This window comes from Arthrobacter sp. FW306-06-A (assembly GCF_021870055.1).
Classification (GTDB): Bacteria; Actinomycetota; Actinomycetes; order Actinomycetales; family Micrococcaceae; genus Arthrobacter.
This window is the reverse complement of sequence record NZ_CP084552.1, coordinates 3,715,377-3,739,479: the sequence shown is the minus strand read 5'-3', so window position 1 is coordinate 3,739,479 and position 24,103 is coordinate 3,715,377. Positions and strand designations below refer to the sequence as shown.

22 protein-coding genes are annotated in these 24,103 nt (G+C 67.0%); 12 read left to right on the top strand and 10 right to left on the bottom strand.

From position 1 onward, the window contains the following. Window positions 1-34: 34 nt before the first annotated feature. From LFT49_RS17490 to acs, 4 genes are all read right to left on the bottom strand, one after another. The gene (locus LFT49_RS17490; protein ID WP_237428920.1) at window positions 35-949 is read right to left on the bottom strand and encodes a carbohydrate ABC transporter permease; all 915 of its coding nucleotides are present in this window, start codon (window positions 947-949) and stop codon (window positions 35-37) included. Then, the gene (locus LFT49_RS17485) at window positions 946-1,914 is read right to left on the bottom strand and encodes a carbohydrate ABC transporter permease (protein WP_237428919.1); all 969 of its coding nucleotides are present in this window, start codon (window positions 1,912-1,914) and stop codon (window positions 946-948) included. Before LFT49_RS17485 ends, LFT49_RS17490 begins: the two co-directional genes overlap by 4 nt. 83 nt (window positions 1,915-1,997) lie before the next feature. Next, the gene (locus LFT49_RS17480) at window positions 1,998-3,308 is read right to left on the bottom strand and encodes an ABC transporter substrate-binding protein (protein ID WP_236799579.1); all 1,311 of its coding nucleotides are present in this window, start codon (window positions 3,306-3,308) and stop codon (window positions 1,998-2,000) included. A 208-nt stretch (window positions 3,309-3,516) separates the two neighbouring features. Continuing rightward, on the bottom strand, window positions 3,517-5,538 hold the full coding sequence (acs, locus tag LFT49_RS17475) for an acetate--CoA ligase (RefSeq protein ID WP_237430545.1): 2,022 nt from the start codon (window positions 5,536-5,538) through the stop codon (window positions 3,517-3,519). Window positions 5,539-5,945: 407 nt separating this feature from the next. Between acs and LFT49_RS17470 the strand changes: the two genes are divergently transcribed. From LFT49_RS17470 to LFT49_RS17460, 3 genes are read left to right on the top strand one after another with little or no spacing between them, the layout of a single operon-like run. Next, window positions 5,946-7,403 (top strand): hypothetical protein, encoded by a 1,458-nt coding sequence (locus tag LFT49_RS17470; protein ID WP_237428918.1) that lies wholly within the window; start codon window positions 5,946-5,948, stop codon window positions 7,401-7,403. Window positions 7,404-7,447: 44 nt separating this feature from the next. Further along, on the top strand, window positions 7,448-8,242 hold the full coding sequence (nth, locus tag LFT49_RS17465; protein WP_237430544.1) for an endonuclease III: 795 nt from the start codon (window positions 7,448-7,450) through the stop codon (window positions 8,240-8,242). Next, window positions 8,239-8,916, top strand: a complete 678-nt coding sequence (locus LFT49_RS17460) for an NUDIX hydrolase (protein ID WP_236799577.1) — start codon at window positions 8,239-8,241, stop codon at window positions 8,914-8,916. Before nth ends, LFT49_RS17460 begins: the two co-directional genes overlap by 4 nt. A 2-nt stretch (window positions 8,917-8,918) precedes the next feature. On the opposite strand, the gene LFT49_RS17455 is transcribed toward LFT49_RS17460, so the two are convergent. Next, window positions 8,919-9,107, bottom strand: a complete 189-nt coding sequence (locus LFT49_RS17455; RefSeq protein ID WP_142132665.1) for a YegP family protein — start codon at window positions 9,105-9,107, stop codon at window positions 8,919-8,921. Window positions 9,108-9,265: 158 nt separating this feature from the next. Then, window positions 9,266-11,002: a bifunctional 3'-5' exonuclease/DNA polymerase gene (locus LFT49_RS17450; protein ID WP_237430543.1), complete on the bottom strand. Its 1,737-nt coding sequence runs from the start codon at window positions 11,000-11,002 to the stop codon at window positions 9,266-9,268. Window positions 11,003-11,348: 346 nt separating this feature from the next. Here LFT49_RS17450 and ssd point away from each other — a divergent pair, with 346 nt between their 5' ends. The 7 genes from ssd to LFT49_RS17415 all read left to right on the top strand — a co-directional run bounded on the left by ssd (window position 11,349) and on the right by LFT49_RS17415 (window position 17,019). Beyond that, window positions 11,349-12,407: a septum site-determining protein Ssd gene (ssd, locus tag LFT49_RS17445; RefSeq protein ID WP_237430542.1), complete on the top strand. Its 1,059-nt coding sequence runs from the start codon at window positions 11,349-11,351 to the stop codon at window positions 12,405-12,407. Beyond that, window positions 12,404-13,708: a TadA family conjugal transfer-associated ATPase gene (locus LFT49_RS17440; RefSeq protein ID WP_373462127.1), complete on the top strand. Its 1,305-nt coding sequence runs from the start codon at window positions 12,404-12,406 to the stop codon at window positions 13,706-13,708. Before ssd ends, LFT49_RS17440 begins: the two co-directional genes overlap by 4 nt. After that, a complete protein-coding gene (locus LFT49_RS17435) occupies window positions 13,705-14,505 on the top strand; it encodes a type II secretion system F family protein (RefSeq protein WP_236799576.1) in 801 nt (266 codons plus the stop codon). Before LFT49_RS17440 ends, LFT49_RS17435 begins: the two co-directional genes overlap by 4 nt. Next, a complete protein-coding gene (locus LFT49_RS17430) occupies window positions 14,502-15,101 on the top strand; it encodes a type II secretion system F family protein (protein WP_236799575.1) in 600 nt (199 codons plus the stop codon). The genes LFT49_RS17435 and LFT49_RS17430 overlap by 4 nt, the downstream gene beginning before the upstream one ends. 228 nt (window positions 15,102-15,329) lie before the next feature. Beyond that, window positions 15,330-15,845, top strand: coding sequence for a DUF4244 domain-containing protein (locus LFT49_RS17425; RefSeq protein WP_236799574.1), 516 nt, complete (start codon window positions 15,330-15,332; stop codon window positions 15,843-15,845). Window positions 15,846-16,021: 176 nt separating this feature from the next. Further along, entirely contained in the window at window positions 16,022-16,429 is a 408-nt protein-coding gene (locus LFT49_RS17420; protein WP_236799573.1) for a TadE family type IV pilus minor pilin, read from the top strand. A 299-nt stretch (window positions 16,430-16,728) separates the two neighbouring features. Continuing rightward, window positions 16,729-17,019: an Rv3654c family TadE-like protein gene (locus tag LFT49_RS17415; RefSeq protein ID WP_336885532.1), complete on the top strand. Its 291-nt coding sequence runs from the start codon at window positions 16,729-16,731 to the stop codon at window positions 17,017-17,019. A 20-nt stretch (window positions 17,020-17,039) separates the two neighbouring features. Here LFT49_RS17415 and LFT49_RS17410 read toward each other — a convergent pair whose 3' ends face one another. Together LFT49_RS17410 and LFT49_RS17405 are read right to left on the bottom strand one after the other, a co-directional pair. Continuing rightward, window positions 17,040-19,415, bottom strand: coding sequence for a DEAD/DEAH box helicase (locus LFT49_RS17410; RefSeq protein ID WP_236799572.1), 2,376 nt, complete (start codon window positions 19,413-19,415; stop codon window positions 17,040-17,042). Window positions 19,416-19,486: 71 nt separating this feature from the next. Next, on the bottom strand, window positions 19,487-20,179 hold the full coding sequence (locus LFT49_RS17405) for a GNAT family N-acetyltransferase (protein WP_237428917.1): 693 nt from the start codon (window positions 20,177-20,179) through the stop codon (window positions 19,487-19,489). Between the two features lie 132 nt (window positions 20,180-20,311). Between LFT49_RS17405 and trhO the strand changes: the two genes are divergently transcribed. Then, complete coding sequence (gene trhO / locus LFT49_RS17400; protein ID WP_236820452.1) at window positions 20,312-21,208, top strand: oxygen-dependent tRNA uridine(34) hydroxylase TrhO; 897 nt, start codon at window positions 20,312-20,314, stop codon at window positions 21,206-21,208. A gap of 9 nt (window positions 21,209-21,217) precedes the next feature. Here the strand turns inward: trhO and LFT49_RS17395 are convergent, their stop codons facing one another. Both LFT49_RS17395 and LFT49_RS17390 read right to left on the bottom strand, forming a co-directional pair. Next, on the bottom strand, window positions 21,218-21,778 hold the full coding sequence (locus LFT49_RS17395; RefSeq protein WP_237428916.1) for a hypothetical protein: 561 nt from the start codon (window positions 21,776-21,778) through the stop codon (window positions 21,218-21,220). A gap of 50 nt (window positions 21,779-21,828) precedes the next feature. Further along, window positions 21,829-22,326 carry a hypothetical protein gene (locus tag LFT49_RS17390; protein WP_236820450.1) on the bottom strand — a complete coding sequence of 166 codons (498 nt, stop codon included), beginning with the start codon at window positions 22,324-22,326 and terminating at the stop codon, window positions 21,829-21,831. A gap of 43 nt (window positions 22,327-22,369) precedes the next feature. Between LFT49_RS17390 and LFT49_RS17385 the strand changes: the two genes are divergently transcribed. After that, on the top strand, window positions 22,370-24,025 hold the full coding sequence (locus LFT49_RS17385) for a N5-glutamine methyltransferase family protein (RefSeq protein ID WP_237428915.1): 1,656 nt from the start codon (window positions 22,370-22,372) through the stop codon (window positions 24,023-24,025). The last annotated feature ends 78 nt before the right edge of the window (window positions 24,026-24,103 follow it).

The following is a 24,103-nucleotide window of genomic DNA, read 5'->3' as shown; positions in this document are numbered from 1 at the left end:
CGGAAAGCTATGTTCCGTCTTGTTCCATAATGGTCTATCCCTTGCTGGAACCGAGAGTCAGCCCCGCAACAAACTGCCGCTGGAGGAGCAGGTAGATGATCAACGTGGGGATAACGGTGATCACCGCTCCTGCCGCCAGGAGGTTGTAGTTGTTCAGGAACTGGCCCTGCAGGTTGTTGATGGCGGTGGTGATGGGGAGCCGGTTGCCGCTCTGGATGAACAGGAGGGGCCAGAAGTAGTCGTTGTAGATGAAGATGACTTCCAGGGTGCCCAGCGCGGCGAACGCCGGGCGGCACAGCGGCAGGATGATCTCGCGGTACTGCCGCCAGATGCTGGCACCGTCCACCAATGCCGCCTCGGTGAGGTCGGCGGAAAGTGCCTTCATGTAATTCGAGAGCACGAAGGTGCAGAACCCCATCTGGAACGCCGTGTCCACCGCGATGACGATGATGTAGGTGTTGAGCATGTTGCCGGAATCGCTGAAGGAGTAGGGCACCTGGAAGTGCTTGGCCATCTCGAACAGGGGCGCAGCGAGAACCTGTGGGGGCAGCAGGTTTCCCGCAGTGAACATGATCAGCAGGGTGATGTTGAATTTCCAGCTGACGCGGCTGACGGCGAAGGCCATGAGCGAGGCGAGGAACAGGGTCAGCAGGACCGCAGGCACGGTGATGATGACCGAATTCCAGAAGTAGGTGGCAAAACCTCCCTGCGTCCAGGCCTGGACGAAGTTGTCGAAGTTGAACTCGCCGGCAACGCTGAAATAGCCGTGCTCGTTGGTGGACGCCACCGGCCGCAGTGCGGTGAAGACGGACCAGCCCAAGGGAACCAGCCAGACGGCGGCCATCACCACCAGGAAGATGTGCGTCCCGTAATGGCGCTTGGGGCGGCTTCCGGACCGGCCGGTGGCTTCTGCGGAAGACCCGTCGGCGTGGGCTGCGGCGATGCTCATGCTTGGTTCTCCTTGCCAAAGGTGCGGCTGAGGTAGAAGACGATGGGAACGAGTGAAATGACCAGCAGCACCACGGCGAGGGCGGAGCCGACGCCGATCACGTGGCCTTCGCCCACGAGGTTCTGGATCACCAGGGCGCTGAGCATTTCCAGGCCGTTGGTGCCGCGGTTGATCACATAGACGACATCGAAGGCGCGGAGGGACTCGATGATGGTGATCACGACAATCACGATGTTGATGGGCCGCATGGCCGGGAAAACCACCCGGAAGAAGGTCTGCACGGCGGAGGCGCCGTCGATGGCTGCGGCCTCCTTGAGGCTGGGGTCCACGCCCTTCAGGCCTGCCAGGTAGAGCAACATGACGTAGCCGGCGTGGCGCCACGTGGCCGCAATCATGGCCGCCCAGATATTGACCGACGAATCGCCGAACCAGTCAACGGCCTGCGGCGTGCCGGCAGTGCCCAGGAGGAAGTTGAGCAGGCCGTTGTCCCGCTGGTAGAAGAGCTGCCAGATGATGCCGATCAGGGCTAGCGACAGCATGACGGGTGCGAAGAAGATGCTTTGGTAGATCTTGCTTCCGCGGATGTTCTGGTCCAGCAGCACCGCGAGCAGCAGGCCCAGGGGCGTGGCGATGAGGGCCAAAAACAGCAGCCACAGCATGTTGTGTTGAACAGCCGGCCAGAACGGGGGGTAGTCCTGGGCGATGAACTGGTAGTTTGCGGTGCCCGCCGGGCGGATGTCCGCAAGGTCCAGGCCGTTCCACCGGGTGAAGCTGAGCCCCACCGACATCAGCATGGGCAGCCAAACCATCGCCAGTTCAATCAGCGTGGGGATGCCCACCATCAGGGACAGGACCACTTTGTCGCGTCCGGACAGGCGGCGGACGCGGCCGCCTTTGGCCCGGCGGACAGGTGCGGCCGGCTCCCGCGCCTCCGGCGGAATCAGTTCTCGTGCGGTGCTGCTCATGGCGTGTCTTTCCTTGCTGTTGGATGCAGGAGGCAGGACGACGGCGGGAGCCCCGTGCCGCCGTCGTCCTTCCTTTGGCGGGGCTACTGCGCTGCGTAGAGGTTCTTGGCCTGGGCCTCAAGGTTCTTGACGTCCACGCTGCCGTCCTTGATGAAGCTCTGCAGCGCCGGGATCATCACGTTGTTGGCCATGGCCGGCAACGCGTCGCGGTCGAAGAACTGGCTGATGTATTTGGCGTTCTTGATGGTGTCTGCGCATGTCTTGTTGAGGGGTGTGAACTTCGAGGTGTCTGCACCCTTGGCGGTGGCGATGTTCGAGTTATCGACCTTGGCATAGGCGTCCTGGGCCTCGGGCGTGCCCATGAATGCCATGAAGTCGCGGGCCGCCTTGTTGTCCCCGCCTTTCTTGGACAGCAGCAGGCCGTCAATGGGGGCTTCGACTGCGTCCCGGCCCTCCATGGCGATCTCCGGGAAGGGGAAGAAGTCGATGTCCGACAGCACCGCCGGGTCGGTGAACTGCTGGGTGACGAAGGAGCCCAGCAGGTACATGCCGGTCTTCTTGGCTTCCAGCGCCTTGGCCGCGTCCTGCCATGTTTGGCCGAGGGCGGCGGGATCCTGGAAGGGCAGTAGCGCCTTCCAGGTGTCGAAGACGGACGTTACTTTCTGCTGGTCCCAGGATTCCTTGTGTGCGCAGAGGTCCACATGGAACTGGTAGCCGTTGAGCCGCATATTGATGTAGTCGAAGGTGCCCATGGCGGGCCAACCGTCCTTGTCGGCAAAACCGATGGGAATGATGCCGTCTGCCTGCATTTTCGTTGCCAGGGCCTTGAGCGCATCAAAGGTGGCCGGCACCTGGTACCCCTTCTCCGCCCACAGGCTCTTCCGGTAGAAGAAGCCCCATGGGTAGTTGTAGTTGGGGACGAAGTACATCTTGCCGTCCGGCCCCGTGGATGCCTTCTTCAGCGCATCGGAGTAGTTGCCGCCAATGGTCTGCCAGACATCATCAATGGGAGCGAGGAGGCCCTTGCCCGCGTAGTACTGCATCCGGTAGCCGGCGAACCAGGTGAAGGCGTCGTCGGGAGAGCCCTGCAGGTAGGAATTGATCTTGTTCTGGAAGTCGTTGTGGGGCACCACGTTGGTGGTGACCTTTTTGCCGGTCTTGGCTGTGAAGGCATCGGTGACCGCCTGGTACGCCCGCTTGGGGACGTCGTCCGAGGAACCTGAACCGAACGTGAGGCCGGAAGAGTCGGAACCTGTGCCGGACGGAGCGCTTCCGCCGGTGCAGGCCGCGAGGAACGGGATGCCGGCCAGGCCCATTGCGCCCACACCGACGGTCTTGAGGATGGTCCGCCTGCTGGGGAAAGCAGTTGCCGACGCATCAAACTGTGAAGCCATGGTCTCTCCCTTGAGTACTAGCCGCATGTGAGGGACCTCACATTAGTTCCGACTATAACCTCGCAAAAGAGAACATGGAACAACGGTAAATAACACTTTGGGTGTCGATGCCCTTTGAATCGTCACAACAGCGAAATGGCCCTGCTTCCCTGTAATAACGGGGAAGCAGGGCCATCCTGCAGCAGGGGGGACAGGTACTAAGCCTGTGTTACTTTCTGAGCGACTGGGCGATCTGCTGCATGATCGTCGGGTCGGACAGGGTAGTGGCATCACCCGGGTCGCGGCCCTCTGCGACGTCCTTGAGGAGGCGGCGCATGATCTTCCCGGAGCGGGTCTTGGGCAGTTCGGGCACCACCAGTATGTTCTTGGGCTTGGCGATGGGTCCGATCTCCTTCCCCACATGGTTGCGCAGTTCCTGGACGGTGGCGTCGCCGTTGTTCACGGCGTCACCGCGGAGGATGACGAACGCGACGACGGCCTGGCCGGTGGTTTCGTCCGTGGCACCCACGACGGCGGCCTCCGCCACGGCGGGGTGGCTCACCAGTGCCGATTCGATCTCAGTGGTGGAGAGCCGGTGCCCGGAGACGTTCATGACGTCGTCCACGCGCCCGAGCAGCCAGATGTCGCCGTCCTCGTCCTTCTTGGCACCGTCCCCGGCAAAGTACATGTTCTCGAACCGCGACCAGTAGGTGTCCTTGAACCGCTCCGGGTCGCCCCAGATGCCGCGGAGCATGGAGGGCCACGGCTCCCGGATCACCAGGAAGCCGCCGTGCCCGTTGGGGACCGATTCGCCCATTTCGTCGACCACGTCCACGGCGATGCCGGGCAACGGCACCTGCGCCGATCCGGGCTTGGTGGCCGTGACGCCGGGCAGCGGGGCGATCATCTGGGCGCCGGTTTCGGTCTGCCACCAGGTGTCCACGATGGGGGCTTTGTCGCCGCCGATGACCTTGCGGTACCACATCCAGGCTTCGGGGTTGATCGGTTCGCCCACCGAGCCCAGCACGCGGAGCGAGGAGAGATCATACTTCGCCGGAATCTCCGAGCCCCACTTCATGAAGGTGCGGATGGCGGTGGGGGCGGTGTAGAGGATGGAGACCTTGTACTTTTCCACGATCTCCCACCAGCGGCCCTGGTGCGGGGAGTCCGGGGTGCCTTCGTACATCACCTGGGTGGCGCCGTTGATGAGCGGCGCATAGGCGACGTAGGAGTGCCCGGTGACCCAGCCGACGTCGGCCGTGCACCAGTACACGTCCGTTTCCGGGTGCAGGTCAAAGACCGCCCTGTGGGTGTAGGCGGTCTGCGTGAGGTAGCCGCCGGTGGTGTGCAGGATGCCCTTGGGTTTGCCGGTGGTACCGGAGGTGTAAAGGATGTACAGCGGGTGCTCGGAGTCATGGCCCACGGCGCTGTGCTCGGCGGACGCGGTCTCCACGGTGTCGGCCCACCAGTGGTCCCGGCCTTCCTTCCAATCCACGTCCTGGCCGTTGCGCTTGACCACCACCACGTTCTGCACCGTGTGGCCATCGTGCGCCAGGGCGTCATCCACGGCCGACTTCAGCGGGCTCGGCTTGCCACGGCGGAAGGTGCCGTCTGCGGTGACAACGAGCTTGGCCTCGGCGTCGTCGATCCGGGAACGCAGGGCCTCGGCGGAGAAACCGCCGAACACCACCGAGTGGACCGCGCCGATCCGGGCGCAGGCCAGCAGCGTGATGACGGCCTCCGGGATCATGGGAAGGTATACCGCCACCCGGTCGCCCTTGGCCACGCCCAGGGATTCGAAGGCGTTGGCTGCCTTCTTCACCTCTTCAGTCAGCTGCGCGTAGGTATACGTCCGGGTGTCCCCGGGCTCGCCCTCGAAGTAGATGGCAACCCGGTCGCCTTTGCCGGCTTCGACGTGCCGGTCCAGGGCGTTGTAGGCGGCGTTAAGCTCACCGCCGACAAACCACTTGGCGAACGGTGGATCGGACCAGTCCAGTGCCTGGGTGAAGTCCTTGCCCCAGGTCAGCAGCTCCCGTGCCTTCTTGGCCCAGAAGGCGGGCCGGTCAGTACTGGCTTCGTCGTACTCTGCTGCGGTGACAACGGCGTCCGCTGCGAATTCCGGGCTGGGCGGGAAGGCCCGCGTCTCGCTCAGCAGGTTTTCGAAGGCGTCGCCCTGGTGGCCCTGCTGGCCTGCCGGCTCGTCGGAAGCGGACGGAACGGTGGCGGTGGAGCTGGGAGTGTCCTGGGACATGTGAACCTCATCATTCATCGATCTTTGCCGCGCGGGATACCGCCACCGCAGGGCCCGCCGCTCGCACGGCGCTGGGCTCCAGCCGGGACGGACATACCGCAAAGAGCTGTTCCGAAACCAAGCCTAGTGCTTGCCGCCCATCCTCTGTGCGCCCCGTCACAGAAGTGCCAGCGAGCGGCATTTTTTAAGCGGTGAATGGCGTCTTGATCGCTCCGGCGGCGCTCCCGAAGGCTCGCCTCAGCTAGTGATCAGCTTGGCTGTTGACTAGGCTGAGATGGAATTGTGACTTCACTTCGGACCACTCCGGCAACGTGCTGATCGCGCAGCGCCGGGCCGGAACCGCATGTCAAGACGGCACAGTTTTCGGGGCCTCAAGGACCCGGTGCCGCCACGCTAAGGAGAGCAGAATGAACCAGCAGAGCTTCGGCCAGCGAAGGGCCCCGGACACCGATGCGGGGCCCGGAGGCTCCGGAACAACGGCCGGGGGACCGGGGCAGCCAGCTGCTGCCGGCGGTGCCGCCAAGGGACCGGCTGCAGGACAAAAGGCCGGTGCCGGAAAGCTGGATCCCCAGGCCAACCAGGCCGTGCTCGGTCCGTTCACCGTGCGTGACCTGGCCGTCTTCGCCGGTACCCTGATCCTCTTTGTGGCGTCCCTGCTGCCCCTGTTCGGTACCCGGTACAACCTGTGGAACCTGAACAACCTGTTCTTCCTGGGATTGGGCATCATCCTGCCGCTGATCACCAGTGCCCTCTTTGCCGCCCGCCGCCTGGCCCCTGCCACGAAAATCCGGGTTGGTTCGCTCTCGATCGACCAGTTCGCGTCCGTGGTGGCCTCCTTCGCGGTTGCCTTCTTCTTCCTGTCGGTTGCCGGCGGCTACGTGGCCAGCCTGTTGGTGGGACTGATCGGTTCGCTCGTCCTCTTCGCCGCCACGGTGCTGGGCCGCTTCCTGCCGTACCTCTCGGGCGACTTCAAGGACCGGCCCGAGGCACCGGCGCACCTCGTGGCACGCGAAGCCGCGGTCCCGGTACGCAAGCCGCGCGCCCCCAAAGCACCCAAGCCGGAAGTCGGCCCCAGCCAGTCAAAGGGCGGCCTTAAGGGCGCCGGCATCTTCGGCGGTGCGGGTGCAGGCTCTTCCGCCGTCCAGCCCGGTTCCTCCGCCCAGCTCGGGTCCGTTAACCAGCCGGTGCCCTCTGCCCAGCCGGCCGGTCCTGAGCCTGTCCGGTCAAACCACACGCCTGCCACCGCTGCAGTCCCCGTTGCCACAGCAGGAGGACCGGCCGCTGCGGCTGCCGGTGCCGTGAGCAGCAGCACCCCGGCTTCCACCCCGGATGCCGGCGCGGCCACTTCCGGCGCCGCAGCCGCCGGCGCGGCACCTGCCAGCGCTGAAGGCGCTGCCTCCCCGACGCCCGTCTCAACCGCCCCGGAAGTCTCCGACCGGACCCCTGAAGTGGAAGCCGGTCCGCCCACCCAGGCAGCCGACGTCGTCCGCCCTGCCTCTGCGCCGGCCGCCGAGGAGACCCAGTACGCAGACGTCCCCGCAGCCAATGCTCCGCAAGCGGCCTACGAGCCGCCGGCCGCCACCGCCGTCCATCAGCAGGTCCGCGCCGAGCAGCCCATCGGCGCAACCGTGGACCCGGCCAGCCGCCATGACGAAAATGACGGCCAGCCGATCCACGAGGCCTTCTGGTTTGCGGTTGCGCAGCACCGCACAGCCTTCGATCCCCGCACTGGCGCCCCTGCCTTCGTGATCGAACCCGGCGGCTGGGTGCTGGCACTCGAGGACCGCGGCCACGAGTTCCTGGTCCAGCACACCGACGGGCGGCTGGGCGTCCTGCGCGACCTCAGCAACATCGAGCGCGGCTGACGCCGGTGGCCGGGGTCCGCACCAAAGCCGGCCAGGCCGCCGGGATGCCGGTGGTCTCGTCCGAATCAGTCCTGGCACTGAAGCGGCGGGCACGGCGCATCCACCGGGCCCTGGCCGAGAAATACCCTTACGCCCACGCGGAACTCGACTTCAGGAACCCGTTCGAACTGCTGGTGGCTACCGTCCTGTCCGCCCAGACAACCGACGTCACGGTCAATCAGGTCACCAAAGTGCTGTTCGCGCGCTACCCCAACGCGCGTTCGCTGGCCGAGGCGGATCCTGCCGAGCTTGAAACGATCCTCAAGCCCACCGGGTTCTTCCGCGCGAAAGCAAGGAATGTCCTTGCCCTGTGTACCCGCCTGGTGGACGACTTTGACGGCGAGGTCCCGGGCCGGATGGAGGACCTGGTCACGCTGCCGGGGGTGGGGCGGAAAACGGCCAATGTGGTGCTCGCGAACGCCTTTGGTGTTCCGGGGATCTCGGTTGACACGCACTTCGCCCGCCTCGCCAAGCGGTTCGGGTGGACCCAGTCCGAGGACCCCGTGCAGATTGAACAGGACGTGGCCGAACTGTTCGAGCGCAAGGACTGGACCATGCTGTCCCACCGGGTCATCTTCCATGGCCGCCGCGTCTGCCATGCCCGCAGGCCCGCCTGCGGTGCCTGCCCCGTCGCCAACTGGTGCCCCAGTTACGGGCTGGGCGAGACTGATCCCGACAAAGCAGCCAAGCTCCTCAAATACGAACTTGCGCCCGGCAGCGAGGAATTGCTGGCGCAGTACCTGGCAGAGGAACACCGGGCCGCGGAAATCCGGATGGCCTCCCAGCTGAGGACACCGTGAGCGCACGCGAAGACCTGGCTGAGCTGATCAGGAGGGCGGAATCCGGAACGGCCGGGCCTCCCCACCCCCGCTGGGCCGCGCTCACGGTGGATGCCGCACATGCCCGCAGGGCCGCTGTCCTGATGCTTTTCGGTGTCCTTGACGACGTCCCGGCGGAGTCCGGCAAGCCATTGGCGCCGGCTGACCTGGACGTTTTGCTCCTCGAACGCGCCCACACCCTGGGGTCGCATCCAGGGCAGGTTGCGTTCCCCGGCGGCGGCATCGACAGGGGAGAAACCGCAGTGGCCGCGGCACTCCGCGAAGCAGAGGAGGAGACCGGACTGGACTCAGGCGGGGTTGAGGTCCTGGGCACGCTCCAGGAGCTTGGCCTGGCACACAGCAACTTCCTGGTGACGCCGGTGCTCGGGTGGTGGCATTCCCCGTCTCCGGTCCGGGTGGTGGACTACGCCGAATCCGCGCAGGTTTTCCGCGTTCCCGTCCGCGACCTGCTGGATCCGGACAACCGGGTCATGGCCACCGTGCACCGGGCAGGCCGCACCTTTGACAGTCCTGCCTTCACCGTCAACGGCGTAGTGGTGTGGGGCTTCACCGGCATTGTGCTGAGCGGCCTCTTCGACCAACTCGGCTGGTCGGTTCCGTGGGACCGGAACCGGCTGCATCCCATGGGAGTCTAGTTTCAGGCCTGCTGGCGCAAGTCCACCACGATTCCCGTGGCGGCGTTCTCACGCATGGCATTGATGCCATCGCGGAGCAGGCTCAGGGACCGAAAGGTTGGCGACACCGCAACCACATTGCCCTCGGCGTCGGTGAGCCGCAACCGGTACGACTCGTCGCCTGCACGGTGGATTTCAAATCTTCCCGCCATGGACGGGGACCTCCCTGGTATGCGTCATTGCATCAGCGTGCGGACCGATCTGCTTCAGTCGCCGCTACGACTGTAACGTCAGTCACCGGACCCGCATAGCTACCGCCGGGTAGATTACTTTGCGTCTCGAACGCAAGCTGTTGACGCGCCGGGGACTGTTATTTCGCGAGGTCGTAGGAGTCAACCACGGCGAGGCTGACCGGAAACTCCACAGGGATAGGACCGAACAACAGTTCCTTCGCAGCCCTGGCCGACTCCTCGATCGCCCTGATGCAGGCGTCGACGCCGTCCGCGGGCGCATGCACCATCACCTCATCGTGCAGGAAGAAGACCAGCTCAGCCAGGACAGCACCGCCACCGCCACCGGTGCCTGGCGTCCGCAAGGTGCGCAGCCGCCGTCGTAATTCCGCCAGCCAGCACGCCGCCCAATCCGCCGCCGACCCCTGGACCACGAAGTTCCTGGTGAAGCGCCCCCGGCTCCGGGCAATGGACTCCGCCCGGCGCTGCTCCTCCGCTGTTGCCGATCGCTGGCTTAGGAACCACCGTTCCGAAGGCGGGGGGCTGCTCCGGCCCAGCCGCGTGGTCACCGTCCCGCCGGCTTCGCCCGCCCTTGCTGCCCTCTCCACGAAGTCCACGGCGCGCGGATAGGTGCGCGCCAGCTGCGGCATGAGCCGACCTGCCTCACCCGAGGTGGCCCCGTACATGGCGCCCAGCAATGCCATCTTTGCCTTGGCCCGGTCGCCGCCGAAACCCTTGGCAGCGATGCCGGCATAAAGGTCCTGGTCCCGAGCCGCCTCCGCCATGGTGGAATCCTGGGCAAGGGCCACCAGGACGCGCGGTTCCAGCTGCGATGCGTCCGCAACGATGAGCTTGTGGCCTGGATCGGCGTGCACCGCGCCGCGGACCTGGCGCGGGATCTGGAGCGCGCCGCCGCCCCGGGACGCCCAACGCCCCGACACCACGCCGCCCACCACATACTCCGGTCGGAACCGGCCGCCGTCCACCCAGGCGTCCAGCCAGGACCAGCCGTTGGCGGTGTGCAGGCGGGAGAGTTTCTTGTACTCCAGCAATGGTTCGATAGCCGCGTGTGTGTACTCCCTGAGCTCCCACTTGCGGGTGCTTTTCACTTCGATCCCGTTGCGGTGGAGGGCACGCATCAGGTCCTGCGGCGAATCCGGGTTGAGCCCGGGAGCCTGGAGCAGGGAGCGCAGTTCCGCGGCCAGCGCTTCAAGCTTTTGCGGCCGCTGGCCGGCCGGCGGGCGCGGACCGAGATGGCTGACGAGGATCTGTTCGTGCAGGTCCTCCCGCCAGGGAACGCCTGCGTGCTGCATCTCAGCAGCCACCATGGCGGCAGCCGACTCCGCCGCGAGCAGCAGCTGAAGGCGCTTACGGCGGTTATCCTCCGTGTCCACCTCCGCCAGTGCGCCCTGCTGGGCAGCGTATTCGGTCCGAAGGTCCTCAAGGGCAACGCCCGGCGGCGGGCCGGTCGCGGGATCATCGAACAGTGCACCCTGGTCGGCCGGGGGACGGGGCGGCAGCAGCGCTTTCGGGGGAAGCACGGGATCCTCCACCGGGGTTCGGTCGGTGTTCCTGGCGTAGTCCGTGTGGGCGCTGAACTGGGAAAAGGCCAGGATGTTGCCGCAGAGTGTGACGTCATAGCAGCGTTCCACTTCCACGCCGGAGGCGAGCAGCTGCGGGTACCAGTCCTGGGTCCGGTGCCAGATCCAGCGGGGCGGCAGGCCGCCCGGGCGCGTGGCTTCGAGTTCGCGGACGACGGCGGCGAGGTCGCTGAGTGCCACTACTTGGGGTTCGGGGTTGGCCGGCTGGGCATGCCCGGCCTGGGTCAGTTCCTGGAGGGCCGCGCCGCGGGGGTGGGCGGCGAGCAGCAGGTACATGCTCCCATTGTGCCCTGTCTGGAGATGACGCAGTTCCGGGTTGTCCACATACAGGATGTGCTCCCTTACCTGGGCGATGGCGCAGGAACAGAGTGGTTCCATGAGCAGGCACCAGTTGAACGCAGCGCCATCCGGGCAGGAAAAGGCGGGAGCTTCCTCCTGGCCGCCAACGGATCCGGCCTCAACACCACCGGAGAGTCCCTTGGCGCCCGGGGATCCTTTGTCCGTCGGGACGAGGGAACGTGGTGCCGCATGGCTTCCGGATGGGGCCGGTCACTATGGGGCCGGGCCATATGGTGCCGGCCGGCACGACGCATCGCTCGCCGGTTCGGGTGCGTCAGTGGCGATGGGTCCGGGCGAGGTACTGCTGGTCACCTCCTCCGGCGTCCTCCGCGCCGAAGTGGAGCGCATTGTGGCAGCCGCCGGCGCCCAGTTGCGCGTCGTCGAGGACGCGGTGGAGGGCGGGCCCTACTGGGATTCTGCATCGGCCGTCCTGGTGGGAAGCGACATTAGGGAACTGCCGCCCCGGCTGAGTACGCCCGTGGTCATGGTGGGCCTTGACGGCGAGGGGGACAGCCTTTGGCATCTTGCGGCTGCTCTGGGTGCCGAACGTGTTGCAGTACTGCCCGACGCCGCCGCCTGGCTGGCGGACCATCTCAGCCGGTCGCGCTCGCCGGGTCCGGGCGGCCTGGTCCTCGGTGTTATTGGCGGCTGTGGTGGCGCCGGGGCCACTACCGCCGCCATCTGGATAGCGCAGGCCGCGGCAGGGCTGGGCGCCCGGGTTCTGTTGGTTGACGGCGACCCTTGGGGAGGAGGACTGGAACTGGCGCTTGCCGCCGAGGAGAGTCCCGGTCTGCGCTGGCCGGACCTCGCCGAGGCCAGGGGAAGCATTGATCCGCTGCAGCTCTCAGATTCCCTCCCGGTCGCCGGCGGCTTTTCCTTCCTGTCCTGGCCTGCCACGCGGGAACCGCCCGCTGCAGTCGCCGCCGCTGCCGCAGCCGGGGTTCTCGACGCCGCGCGGCGGGGATACGAACTGGTTGTCGTCGACGTGGGACGCGGTGCCGAGCCGCTCCACACAGTGGCATGGGACTGCGACCGCATCTTGCTGGTGGTGCGGGCCCAGCTGAAGGCGGCGGTGGCGGCCGTACGCCTGCTGCAGGAGCTTCCCCCGGTGGAGGGGGCCCTCCTGGTACGGGGGCGGACCGGCGCGGCGCTCGACAGTTCCCTGATCGCTGAGGCCGTGGGGCTGCCGGTGCAGGGCCGTATCCCCGAACTGCGTGCTGTCGCCGGGGCTATGGAATCCGGGCGGCTTTTGGACCTGGGTAAGCGGCGGAATGTGCGGCACTTCGGCGGAACCGTGCTCGACTGGCTCGGAGAGGATCTGCAGGCGGAGGACATGGCGTGAGGCGGGCATGGGGTACTCCGATAACGTCGGCCCCGGAAACGGGCAGGACCCCAGGGGCGGGCGGACTCGGGGAACGGCGCAGCGCCCGGATCCTGGCAGCGAACCAGGCTGGACGCGCCGGGCGCGGCAGGGACACCGCCGGCACCGGCAGGGCCGTGGATTCCGGGCTGCTGGAATCCGTCCGCGAGTCGATGATGGCTGAGGCCGGAGCGGTGACGCCGTCCCGAGTGGCCGCGGCGGTCCAGGCCACGGGCAAATTGTTAGGTACCGCCGGATCGCTCGCAGCCGTGGAGCGGATCAGCGCCGAGCTCAATGGGCTGGGGCCGCTGCAGGAGCTGACGCGCGACCCCGGCGTCACAGACATCTTCGTCAACGCTCCCGACTCCGTCTGGGTGGACCGGGGGCGGGGCATCGAACGCGTTGCCGTCCTGTTCGACGGAGAGGCACAGCTGCGGGCACTGGCCTGCAGGCTCGTGGCTGCAGGCGGTCGCCGCCTCGATGACGGTTCACCCTGTGTCGATGTCAGGCTTGCCGGCGGTTACCGTGTCCATGCCGTGTTGCCGCCGGTATCCACGTCCGGGACGCTGCTGAGCGTCCGGATCCGGAGGGAACGTGTCTTCACCATGGCGGAGCTGGGCTCCGGCGGCATGTTCGTGCCGGGAGTGCGTGCGGTGCTGGAGAGGGTTGTCGCGCAAAGGTTGAGTTTCCTTATCAGCGGGGCTACGGGCTCCGGCAAGACGACCCTGCTGTCCACCCTGCTCGGCCTGTGTTCCGTGGAAGAGCGTTTGGTCCTGATCGAGGACGCGTCCGAACTGAACCCTGTCCACCCACACGTCGTCGCGCTCGAATCACGCCACGGAAACCTTGAAGGCGGCGGCGCGGTGGACTTGGGGGAACTGGTTCGCCAGGCGCTGCGGATGCGCCCGGACAGGCTGGTGGTGGGGGAGTGCCGGGGCGCTGAAGTACGTGAGCTCCTCACCGCGATGAACACCGGGCACAGCGGGGGCGGAGGCACCATTCACGCAAACACGGCAGCAGCCGTACCCGCCAGGCTCAACGCCCTCGGCGCGCTCGCAGGGCTCGGCCCCGAGGCGGTGCGGCTCCAGGCCGCCAGCGCGCTGGATGTGGTCATCCACGTCGGCAGGACGCAGCGGGGAAGGGAAGTCCTGTGCATTGGACTCATCAATGACGGCCCGGAAGGACTGACGGTGGTGCCGGCCGTTGGACAATCGGGGACTCCGGGCCCTGCATGGCCGGCGCTGGCAGCCCGGCTGGGGATGGACCCCGAGGGCGCGTTGTGACTCCTCTCTTCACCCTGGTGCTGTGCGCTGCTGTGCTGTTGCTCCTCAAGCCGCCCCTGGATGCTGCCTCCAGGCTGCGGGCAGCAACCAGGAGCAGTCCCAAATCGCCCGCGCTTCCAAGGATTCGGAAACTGCCGTGGGCCAGGGCGGCCGGCGGAAACGCCAAAACGACGAGACAGCCCGGCCTGACCCTGGTGGTGCAGCAGCTTGCGGCGCTGCTCAGGGGTGGACGAACACCTGGGCGTCTGTGGGACGAACTCTGGACGGTCTACGGCGTCCCCAACGGGAACGGGCAGCCGCATTGGGGGCCACTCCACGCCGGCTCGGCGCTCTCAGAGGGATCAGCTGCCGTACTCGCGTCCGCGCGGGCGGCTGCCGCAACGGGAGCTCCCGTAGCCGAAGCCATCCGGCGGGCACTGCCCACAGCCTTCAAGGGCAGGGACAGGGAGGCCCGGACCTGGTCCCAGCTCGCTGCCTGCTTCGACATCGCAGAAGCCAGCGGATGTCCGCTCGCCGACGTGCTGGCGCGCTTTGCGGCCCAGCTCGAAGCGGAGGATGACGCAGACGCGGCGCGGCAAACAGCCCTCGCCGGGCCCAAGGCAACCGTCCGGCTACTGACCTGGCTTCCATTGATGGGTCTTGGACTGGGTGCGGCCCTGGGGGTGGACCCACTGGCCACCCTGCTGGGAACACCTCCAGGACTGGCGGCACTGTTGGGCGGAGCAGTCCTCACGGTTGCGGGGAGGGCCTGGTCCGCGCGACTTGTAGCGGCCGCCGCCGGGTCAGGAACTCCATGAGCACGGGTTTGGGCCCGGGCCTCGCGCTCTTCCTGCTGCTCGCGGCCGGCGCCTGGCTCGCCTGTTCCAGCCATGACCGTTCCCGCCAACGGCTTCGCCGCCTGGCTCCTCCAGTGCCGGGTGCAAAGGCCACCGCTGGGCCCGGAAGCAGTCACGGCAGGGGCCTGAACGATACGGCGATGATGCTTGAACTCGTTGCAGCGATGCTCGACGCCGGGGCCGGGATTGGGCGATCGCTCGAGCTGGTGGCCGCCTCGGCGGCACCGGAGTACCGGGACTCGCTGCGGCCCGTGGTTTCGGCACTGGCCATCGGCGCCGACTGGGAGACCGCCTGGCGCAGCTCCGCCGTCCGCAGCACCGGGATCCTGGAGCTCCGTGATGCCCTGGCGTTCGCAGCCCTCACCGGCGCTCCGTCCTCCGCGATCCTTTATGCCCAGGCCGCAAGGCTTCGCCGCGAGCGGTTCCGGGCCGCGGAAAAGCGTGCTGCCTCGCTTGGGGTAAAGCTGGTGGTTCCGCTGGGCCTGTGCTCGCTTCCTGCCTTCATTTGCCTTGGAGTCGTGCCGGTGCTGCTGGCCCTGGTGCCGTCAGGCTCGTAGCGGGCGAGTGCCGTCAGGCTCCCAGCAGGCCAGTGTCGTCCGGCTACCAGAGTCGATGGTTCCGGCCTGCTTCACGTGCAGTCATTCGTGGGCATCTCTTCCTCCACACAGGGAGAGATGCCCGGCTTTTCCACTTAGCGAACCGCTTCCCTTACCGGCTACAGGTACGCGGGGAAGAGTCAAAGGCAGCCGGCAAAGCCACCGGCAAAACAACCGAAAGGAAACCATATGTCCACCAACCACCGCCGTCGTCAGTACTCCGCCAGCTACTCCGCCGGGACCTCTGCGCTCGCCGCTTCCGGACTGCGGCCAGGGCCGCTGCAGTCCGGTCGAGGTGAGGGCCGCCTTCGTAACTCCGGCGGCACCCAATACCCTTCCAGCCCTGCACCGCTCGTGGACGCACCTTCCAGGAAGGCATCGGCCCCAACAGTTTCAGCCCCGACCACGTCCGTCCCTCTGCCAGGCAACGTGGTGGAGCTCTACCCCAATTCAGTGGGGCATGGTTTTGTTGGTCCCCGCTCGGTGGATAGCCGCCCAGTCGTGTCCGGTCCAGCCCGCGCCTCGTCGAAGTCCCCGCGCACCGCAACGCTGATGTTTTCCGAAGCCGGAATGGCAACTGCGGAGTATGCCATCGCCACCCTGGCCGCGGTTGGGTTTGCCGGGCTGCTTGTGTTCATCCTCCGCAGCGATGAAGTTCGGGGTTTCCTGCTCAACCTCATTCGCACCGCCTTGGCGCTGCCGTGACACCAACACCTGCCGTGACTCTCCTTCGTTCCGGCCGACCGCTTCCAACTAGCACCGGCAGCGTGGACTGCAGCCGAGTCGTCAGCAGCCCGGTGTCCGGGGTCGCAGTCGCGTGTTGCCGCATCACCGGCACTAAAGCAGCCAGCGGGAACGGCGGTGGGCATGGAGGCAGGGCATTGAACGCAGTAGTCAACGCACGCGGTGCGGTAACGGCAGAGTTTGCCGTGGCACTTCCTGCCGTGCTGGCGCTGCTGGCCATGCTGCTTGCCGGTGCCGCCGCGGGCATGACGCAGCTGCGTATCGAAGAGGGAGCCCGGGCCGGTGCCAGGGCTTTGGCGAGAGGCGATGACCCGGCAGCGGTGGAACGGACAGTCCGGACGCTTGCCGGCGGCTCGGCGGCGGCATCCGTCTCTGCTGACGGCGGATGGTTCAGTATCACCGTGACGGACCGGGTATCAGGACCTTTAGGATCCGCCATCCCCTGGACCCTCACCGCCCGTGCCACAACGCGCAGTGAAACAGCGGGGACCCGAGTGGGCGGTGGCGTTGGCGGTGGCCTGACCGAGGGCGCAGGGCTCAAATGATGGAGCAAGCCAAGCTACGCCCTGTGGGTAACGCAGGTAACCCGGCCAGTCCGTGCGACAGCGCTCTAACGGGGCAGTGCGGAGGCGGCCCGGCCAGTCCGTGCGACAGCGCTCTAACGGGGCAGTGCGGAGGCGGCCCGGCCAGGCGGTGCAACAGCCCTTCAACCAGGCGGTGCCGCAGGGCCCAGGCCAGTCGGGACCGCCCTGTTCCCAGGCCTGCTACCGGCCGTTGGCGGTGGGGGTTCGACGATAGGAGTGAGCGCGGTTCGGGGACCGTCCTGGCTGCAGGGCTGGCACTTGTGGTCATAACGGCAATGGCGGTCATGCTGCTGCTGGCCCAGTCAGCGGTACTTGCAAGCCGTGCGGCATCGGCCGCAGACCTGGCCGCGCTTGCAGCGGCGGACGCACTTCGCGGCATCAGCAGTGGCGAGCCCTGCACGGTTGCCGCCGAGGTGGCAGCCCGCCACGCGGCAACGGTCCTCGGCTGCACCGAGGGGGCGGGACAAACCATTGAGGTGCGGACCGAGCTTGCGGAGCGCTCACTGTTGGGCGCGGCCACCGGTCGTGCCCGGGCCGGACCTCCACCATAGGAATCGCGGCCTTGCGGGAGTCAGTTCCGGGCTTCCTGTTCCACCGGCACCGCTTCCGTGGCGTCCTTGAGCAGGACATCCAGCAGGGTCACCGCGGCAGCCTTGTCCAGCGGGTTGTTCTTGTTTCCGCACTTTGGCGACTGGACGCAGGACGGGCAGCCCGCCTCGCACTCGCAGGCCTTGATGGCGTCGCGGGTCGCTGCCAGCCACACCATGGCTTTGTCGAATCCCCGTTCGGCAAAGCCAGCCCCGCCGGGGTGCCCGTCGTACACGAAGATGGTGGGCACTCCGGTGTCGGCGTGCAGGGCAGTGGAGACCCCGCCGATGTCCCAGCGGTCGCTGGATGCAACGAGGGGCAGGAGCCCGATTGCTGCGTGCTCCGCTGCGTGCAGGGCACCGGGAAACTGCGCTTCAATCAGTCCGGCCCCGGTCAGCGAACGGTTGTCCACCACAAACCAGACCGCCTTGGTGAAGAGCTCGCGTGCACCCAGCTCAAGCGGCTCCTCCCCGAGGACCTCGTTGGAAATCAGGGCTTTGCGCTGGAAGGAGACAACTTGCGTGGTGACCTTCACATCGCCAAAGTGGACCGTGACATCGCCCCACTGCATGGTCCGCACGGTGTCCAGGACCTCGATCTGGGTCACATCCCGTGCAGTGGTGTAGTAGTCGGGATTTGCCCGGCGCACCATGACGCAGTGGTCGTCCTCGTTCAGGTCCTCCACCACGTAGGTGTCGCCCTGGTGGACGTACACCGCGCCAGTGTGCGCCTGGTAGTGGGTCTGCGGCGAGTCCATCGTTCCCAGGAGGGAACCGGTCTCGGCATCGACGATGCTGACCGGCCCGCCACCGTCGGCCCGGAGATTGACCATGGCGGCGGCGCTCTGCGAGTGGGTCCAGAACCAGCCCGCGGGCCGCCGCCGGAGGTAGCCCTGTGCCACCAACCGGTCCAGGAGCATTTCGGCGGTTCGGCCGAAGAGGTCGAGCTCGGCAGGTCCCAGCGGAAGTTCCGCTGCCGCCGCGCACAGGTGCGGTCCGAGCACGTAAGGGTTGGAAGGGTCAAAGACGGTGGCCTCGACCGATACGTCGAAGATGGCTTCGGGGTGGTTCACCAGGAACGTGTCCAGCGGATCGTCGCTGGCCACAAACGCCGCAATGGCGTCCTGGCCCGCGCGGCCGGCCCTGCCTATCTGCTGGAACAGCGATGCGCGCGTGCCCGGCCAGCCGGCCACCAGGACGGCGTCAAGGCCGGAGATGTCGATGCCCAGCTCCAGGGCGGATGTGCTGGAAACGCCCAGCAGCTGCCCTGAACGCAGGGCTTTTTCCACAGCACGCCGTTCCTCCGGCAGGTATCCGGAACGGTAGGCCGCCACCCGCTGGGGAAGGCTGGGATCCACCTCGTCAAGGAGGCGTTTGGTGATGGCGGAGATGGTCTCGGCCCCGCGCCGGGACTTGATGAAGGCAATGGTGCGGATCCGGGCTGACACCAGGTTGGCCAGCAGGTCCGAAGTCTCCGCAACAGCGGTCCGCCGCTCCTTGGCTCCGTTCTCACCCCGGACTTCGGTCAGCGCCGGTTCCCACAATGCCACGGTGGTGGCCCCGTGAGGCGAACAGTCGCTGGACACCGCCTTTACGGGGGCGCCGATGAGGCGGGAGAAGGAGACATCGGGCTCCGAAGCGGTGGCGGAGGCCGCAATGAACACGGGCTCCGGGAACGCCGTTCCTGCCCCGTAATAGGCGCAGATCCTGCGGAGCCGCCGCATCAGGTTGGCCACATGCGATCCGAACACGCCGCGGTAACTGTGGGCCTCATCCACGATTACATAGCGCAGCCGGCGGAAAAACCCTGCCCACCAGGCGTGGTTGGGAAGGATGCCAAAGTGCAGCATGTCCGGGTTGGCCAGGATGAAGTTGGCGTGGTCCCGGATCCACCGGCGCGCGGCCGGATCAGTATCGCCGTCGTAGGTTTCGGCCCGGACGGTGGGCAGTTTGAGGGCACGGATGGCGTTCAACTGGTCGGCTGCCAGGGCCTTGGTGGGGGAGAGGTAGAGGGTGACGGCGCCGTCGTCGTGGATTTTTCCCGGGTCCGCGAGCACCTGCAGCTCGGACCGGTGGATCGCGTCCAGCGCCGGCAGCTGGTACGCCAGGGACTTTCCGGATGCGGTTCCGGTAGCCACCACGACGTGCTGGCCCGAGTGGGCTGCGTTGGCCGCATCCACCTGATGCAGGTATGGCTCCCGGATGCCGAGGGAGCCGTATGCCTCAGCGATGTCCGGATGCAGCCACTCAGGCCATGGTGCGTGGACCGCCTCCCGCGCGGGGATGGTGTGGACATGACGAAGCTGCTCCGGGTCCGGGCCGCGGCCCAGCAAAGGAATCAGGGAGTCATGGGGGTTCACCCCACCATTCTTTCATCCGGCGCCTAACGCACGGCCAGCGGTTCGCCCACGGAAAAACCGGGCAGCCAGCTTCAGCTCAGCGAGAGGTCCGCGCCCTCGTGGGACGCCGAGAGCATCAGGACCCGCGCTACCGTGGTCCAGCCGAGGTGTGAGTAGAGCTTCTGCCCGTCCGCCGAAGCCAGCAGGAGGCCGGTCCGCACGTCGTGGCCGAAGGCCTGGGCCGCCAGGGCGCGCATGATGAAGCTGCCCAAGCCCCTGCGCTGGAACCGGGGTTCGGTGATGATCTTGTCGAACACTGCGGTGTCACCCACTACGAACACCCTGCCGCTCGCCGCTAGGGCATCTCCGGAACGGACCTCGGCATAGTGGACGCCATCCTGCTCGAAGGTGGACAGGCTCAGCTCATCGTCGGAAAGCCAGGGGTCCTCGGCGTCCTGGGTCTCCATGTCCACGATCATCATCGTTTGCGTGTCTGAGGTGACATTCAGCCCGTGCCGGGCAGCCAGGTCCGCATACCGGGAGGGGTCGTTGGTGAGGACGGTGAGCACGCGGGCCGGGGATTCGGCCGTCCTGGCGGCCAGTGCTGCGAACTCATCGGCCGTGGGTTCGGAGGCGAAGACTTCCCACTCCCCACTTGTGTCGGACCGGAGCACGGAGGGGAAGCGGCCCTCCGTGGAGGTCCGGTAGCCGCGACATCCCGCCCAGCCGGCAACCCACACTTCGAGCAGGCCAGTGATGTCTTCAACCAGGGTTTCCGGACTCATGGGATGAACAATATTCCAGCCCGATCGCCAGCAACAGGGGGTGTGGAAGTGCTTATGCAATTGTGATGAGCACCAGGGCTGGGTTATGCGGGGCAGGCAGGGACAGACAGCCCAGCCGGTACCCTTAAATACGTGGCTTTGAACAAGATTGTGCTCTTTTACGGCTTTACCCCCATCGCCGATCCCGAAGCGGTGCGGCTCTGGCAGCGCGCGCTGTGCGAGAAGCTGGGCCTGACCGGCCGCATCCTCATCTCCAAGGACGGGATCAATGCCACGGTGGGCGGGGAAATCCGCGCTGTTAAGCAGTACGTCAAAACCACCCGGGAATACCCCGGCTTCCGCGGCATCGACGTGAAGTGGTCCGACGGCGGCGCGGAGGACTTCCCGCGGCTCAGCGTGAAGGTGCGGGACGAGATCGTCTCCTTCGGTGCTCCCGGAGAACTCAAGGTGGACGCGGACGGAGTGGTCGGCGGCGGGAAGCACCTCAAGCCCGAGCAGCTGCACGAGCTCGTCGAGGCCAGGAAGCAGGACGGCGAGGACGTGGTCTTCTTCGACGGACGGAACGCGTTCGAAGCGCAAATTGGCCGGTTCAAGGACGCGGTGGTCCCGGACGTGGCCACCACCCATGACTTCATCAAGGAGCTGGACTCCGGCAAGTACGACGCCCTGAAGGACAAACCGGTGGTCACCTACTGCACCGGAGGCATCCGCTGCGAGGTGCTCTCCAGCCTGATGGTGAACCGCGGCTTTAAAGAGGTGTACCAGCTGGACGGCGGCATCGTCCGGTACGGCGAAGCATTCAAGGACCAGGGACTTTGGGAAGGCTCGCTCTACGTCTTCGACAAGCGGATGCACCTGGAGTTCAGCGAGGACGCCAAGACCATCGGTGCGTGCGCCCGCTGCTCCGCACCCACCAACAAGTTCGAGAACTGCTCCAACCCCAGCTGCCGGACCCTGACGCTGTACTGCGCTGAGTGTGCGGCCAGCCCGGAAACCCTCCGCTGCCCGGACGGCTGCGCAGCGGCGTAGCAGACGCGTTCAAAGCCGGCGAACGCGGAAGGCGTAGTTGGCAGGCGTCCTGGCCTCCACCCGGACCGTGAGGACGCTGTCCGTTGACAGGTAGATGACGTTTTCGCGGTTGATGCCACACCGCAGGGCCAAGTCCACCAAGGTGAGGGTTTCGGTGCGTACCGTAAAGGTCACCCGGCGCTGGCTCCGGCAGGCGATGGCGAGGATGTAGGTTCCGGTCTCAAGTACCGGTGACGAAACATGCCGTACCTCCCCGGCGCCCAGGAGCCCGGCATCGGCCTGGACCACGGGACCGGTGCTCTCAGGCAGTGCCCGCGACACCCAGTCGCCAAGCTCGGCGTCGCTGACCGGGTCCTGCTGCAGCGGGTCGCGGGTGAAGGCCGGCGCCGGGGCGACGGTACCGGTATCCTGCGCGCTTCCGGCGCGGTCGTCGTACGTATATTCACAGGCCGCCAGCGCACCTGCCGCAAGCACAAGTCCAAGGGCGACGGCGGCCGCCGGCTTCGGTGCCAGGGGCGCCCGTGCTGTCCCTCGGGTAAGGGGCGCGGAGTTTCTCCGCACGCTGGGCATAGTCCGACCTTATGCCCGCAACGGGCGGCGGGCCAGAGCCGGAGGAGGGGCTATTGCGCGGGCACCAGCCGGTAGGCGTAGAGCAGCGGAGCGTCCACGCTGGAGGTGCTGATTTCCACCCGTCCGGCGGCTGGAAGGGTGATCCTGGTGGATTCCTGCCGGCCATTGCACGCTGCCCCGGCTTCCGCCACGGCCTTGCCGTCCAGCGACACGGCGAAGAATGCCTTGCCCGTGCCGTCGCACACCGCCGCGAGGGTGTAGCTGCCGGCGGGCACCCTTGCGGCTTCCTGCACGATGCGGTCCCGGTTGAGGATCTTCCCCGAGTCCTGCAGCACCACGTTGGCCGGAGATGATGGCAGGGCAGTAGCCCGCCACTTCGGAACGTCGGCATTTTCCACCGAGTTCACCGGCGAACATCCCGCCAGGGCCAGGCCGAGTACCGCGGCAGCCGCCGGCCCCCGCAGCCAGCGCCGGACACTCGAGCCTCCCATGGGGGCAAACGAGGCGGCCGTGCGGGCACACGGAACGGGGGAAAGGCGGGAAGGCATGGCTCCACCGTACCCCGCAGCCATGCCGGACTAAACTTGAGCGGTGCCTAAATCCCCTTACGAGTTCACCGCCGGCAACACCCCCGACGCTCCCCGCAGCGACCTCCCCGGCCTGCTGGCCGCGCTTGCTGCGGACCTGCGCCGCCTGGACTACACGCTCGACGGCGTTGCCCGGCTCCTGGGCCCCACGGCCTCTGCGGCGTTGAACCGGGACCAGACCATTCCCGCACTGCTCGCTGCCGAGCAGGCTGTAAGGGAGGACAGCCGCGTGGTGCCGCTTGCCGCCGTCGTCCGCCTCTGGCTCCTCGCCGAGCCGCAGGAGCGGGAAACGCTCGACGCTGCGCTGCCGGATACCGGCGTGGAAGGCCTCCTGGAACTGGGGCTGGTGCAGCCCGTCCCCGGCTCGGCGCTGCTCACTGCGAAGGCAGACCTGCGGCCGTACGGCTGGGACAAGAATGATGACGGCAGCGGCGGAGCGGAGCTGTGGGTTGCCAGCGATCTTGCCGCCCATCAGCAGGCGGGCGTGCTGAGGCACGACCACGTCCTGGGCATCGGGCAGGCGTCCACCACCTTGGTGCAGACCACCATCCGCCGCCACACCGAGCGCGCACTGGACCTGGGCACGGGCTGCGGCATCCAGGCCTTCCACCTGCTGCACCACTGCCAGCATGTCACCGCCACTGACATCTCCGAGCGGGCCCTGGCCTACGCGCGGTTCAACATCCTGCTGAATGCTGAGGCGCTTTCGGTGGACCCGGACCGGCTCGAGGACCGGGTGAGCCTGCGCCTGGGTTCCCTGTTGGAGCCGGTCGCGGGCGAGGAGTTCGGGCTGGTGGTCTCCAACCCGCCGTTCGTTATCACCCCGCGCAGCGCGGGCGAGGATGCCGCGGACCAGTTCACCTACCGCGACGGCGGCCTGCCGGGAGATGAGATTGTTGCGTCCCTGGTGGCGGACCTGCCCGGCATCCTGGCGCCCGGCGGCTGGGCCCAGATGCTGGGGAACTGGGAAGTCCCAGCGGATGACGCCTGGGACGAACGGCCCAGGTCCTGGGTGCAGCCGGGCACGGACGCCTGGTTCATCCAGCGCGAGCAGGTCAGCCCGGAACAATACGCCGAAACCTGGCTGCAGGACGCCTCGGAATCCCGCGACCGGCAGCACTACCGGGAGGCGTACGCGGCCTACCTTGCGGATTTCGCCTCCAGGAATGTGGCCGGGATCGGCTTCGGCATGGTGTGGCTGCGCCGCCCTGCCGGCGGCGTGCCGGCCGCCATCAGCCGCTTCGAGGAACTCACCTACCCCATCGAGCAGCCCATCGGCCCGCACCTGGGTGCCGCCGTCGACCGTTGTGACTGGCTCGCTGCGCATGATCTTGGCAACACGCACCTGCTGGTGGCGGACGACGTTACCGAGGAACGCCACCAGCGCCCCGGCGCCGAGCACCCAGGCGTGATCCTGCTCCGGCAGGGTGCCGGGCTGCGCCGCACGAACCTGATGAGCACCGAGCTGGCCGGGTTCGTGTCAGCGTGCGACGGCGACCTTACCGCCGGGCAGATTGCCGGCGCTTTGGAGGCCCTCCTGGGCGGGGGTTTTGGCGGCGAGGAAGCCTTCGACGCCGGGTCCTTCCAGGGTGCGCTGCTCGCGGACGTCGCCAATCTGGTCCGCGACGGCTTCCTCATCCCGGCCGGGATCCCTGCCTGACGGGACGCCCCCGTAAGCCCGCAATGGAGCCCCGTCTTTTCCACATGAATGCGCACGATTCCCCAAAATATGGTGAAC

What these genes read in the sequence shown, in the direction of transcription:
- LFT49_RS17430 (WP_236799575.1), top strand. Translation starts at nt 14,502, where the DNA reads ATGAGCACGGGTTTGGGCCCGGGCCTCGCGCTCTTCCTGCTGCTCGCG.
- nth (WP_237430544.1), top strand. Translation starts at nt 7,448, where the DNA reads ATGCCGGTGGTCTCGTCCGAATCAGTCCTGGCACTGAAGCGGCGGGCA.
- LFT49_RS17485 (WP_237428919.1), bottom strand. Translation starts at nt 1,914, where the DNA reads ATGAGCAGCACCGCACGAGAACTGATTCCGCCGGAGGCGCGGGAGCCG.
- ssd (WP_237430542.1), top strand. Translation starts at nt 11,349, where the DNA reads ATGGGTCCGGGCGAGGTACTGCTGGTCACCTCCTCCGGCGTCCTCCGC.
- LFT49_RS17390 (WP_236820450.1), bottom strand. Translation starts at nt 22,326, where the DNA reads ATGCCTTCCCGCCTTTCCCCCGTTCCGTGTGCCCGCACGGCCGCCTCG.
- LFT49_RS17450 (WP_237430543.1), bottom strand. Translation starts at nt 11,002, where the DNA reads ATGTACCTGCTGCTCGCCGCCCACCCCCGCGGCGCGGCCCTCCAGGAA.
- LFT49_RS17470 (WP_237428918.1), top strand. Translation starts at nt 5,946, where the DNA reads ATGAACCAGCAGAGCTTCGGCCAGCGAAGGGCCCCGGACACCGATGCG.
- LFT49_RS17405 (WP_237428917.1), bottom strand. Translation starts at nt 20,179, where the DNA reads ATGAGTCCGGAAACCCTGGTTGAAGACATCACTGGCCTGCTCGAAGTG.
- LFT49_RS17455 (WP_142132665.1), bottom strand. Translation starts at nt 9,107, where the DNA reads ATGGCGGGAAGATTTGAAATCCACCGTGCAGGCGACGAGTCGTACCGG.
- LFT49_RS17425 (WP_236799574.1), top strand. Translation starts at nt 15,330, where the DNA reads ATGTCCACCAACCACCGCCGTCGTCAGTACTCCGCCAGCTACTCCGCC.
- LFT49_RS17480 (WP_236799579.1), bottom strand. Translation starts at nt 3,308, where the DNA reads ATGGCTTCACAGTTTGATGCGTCGGCAACTGCTTTCCCCAGCAGGCGG.
- LFT49_RS17490 (WP_237428920.1), bottom strand. Translation starts at nt 949, where the DNA reads ATGAGCATCGCCGCAGCCCACGCCGACGGGTCTTCCGCAGAAGCCACC.
- LFT49_RS17395 (WP_237428916.1), bottom strand. Translation starts at nt 21,778, where the DNA reads ATGCCCAGCGTGCGGAGAAACTCCGCGCCCCTTACCCGAGGGACAGCA.
- acs (WP_237430545.1), bottom strand. Translation starts at nt 5,538, where the DNA reads ATGTCCCAGGACACTCCCAGCTCCACCGCCACCGTTCCGTCCGCTTCC.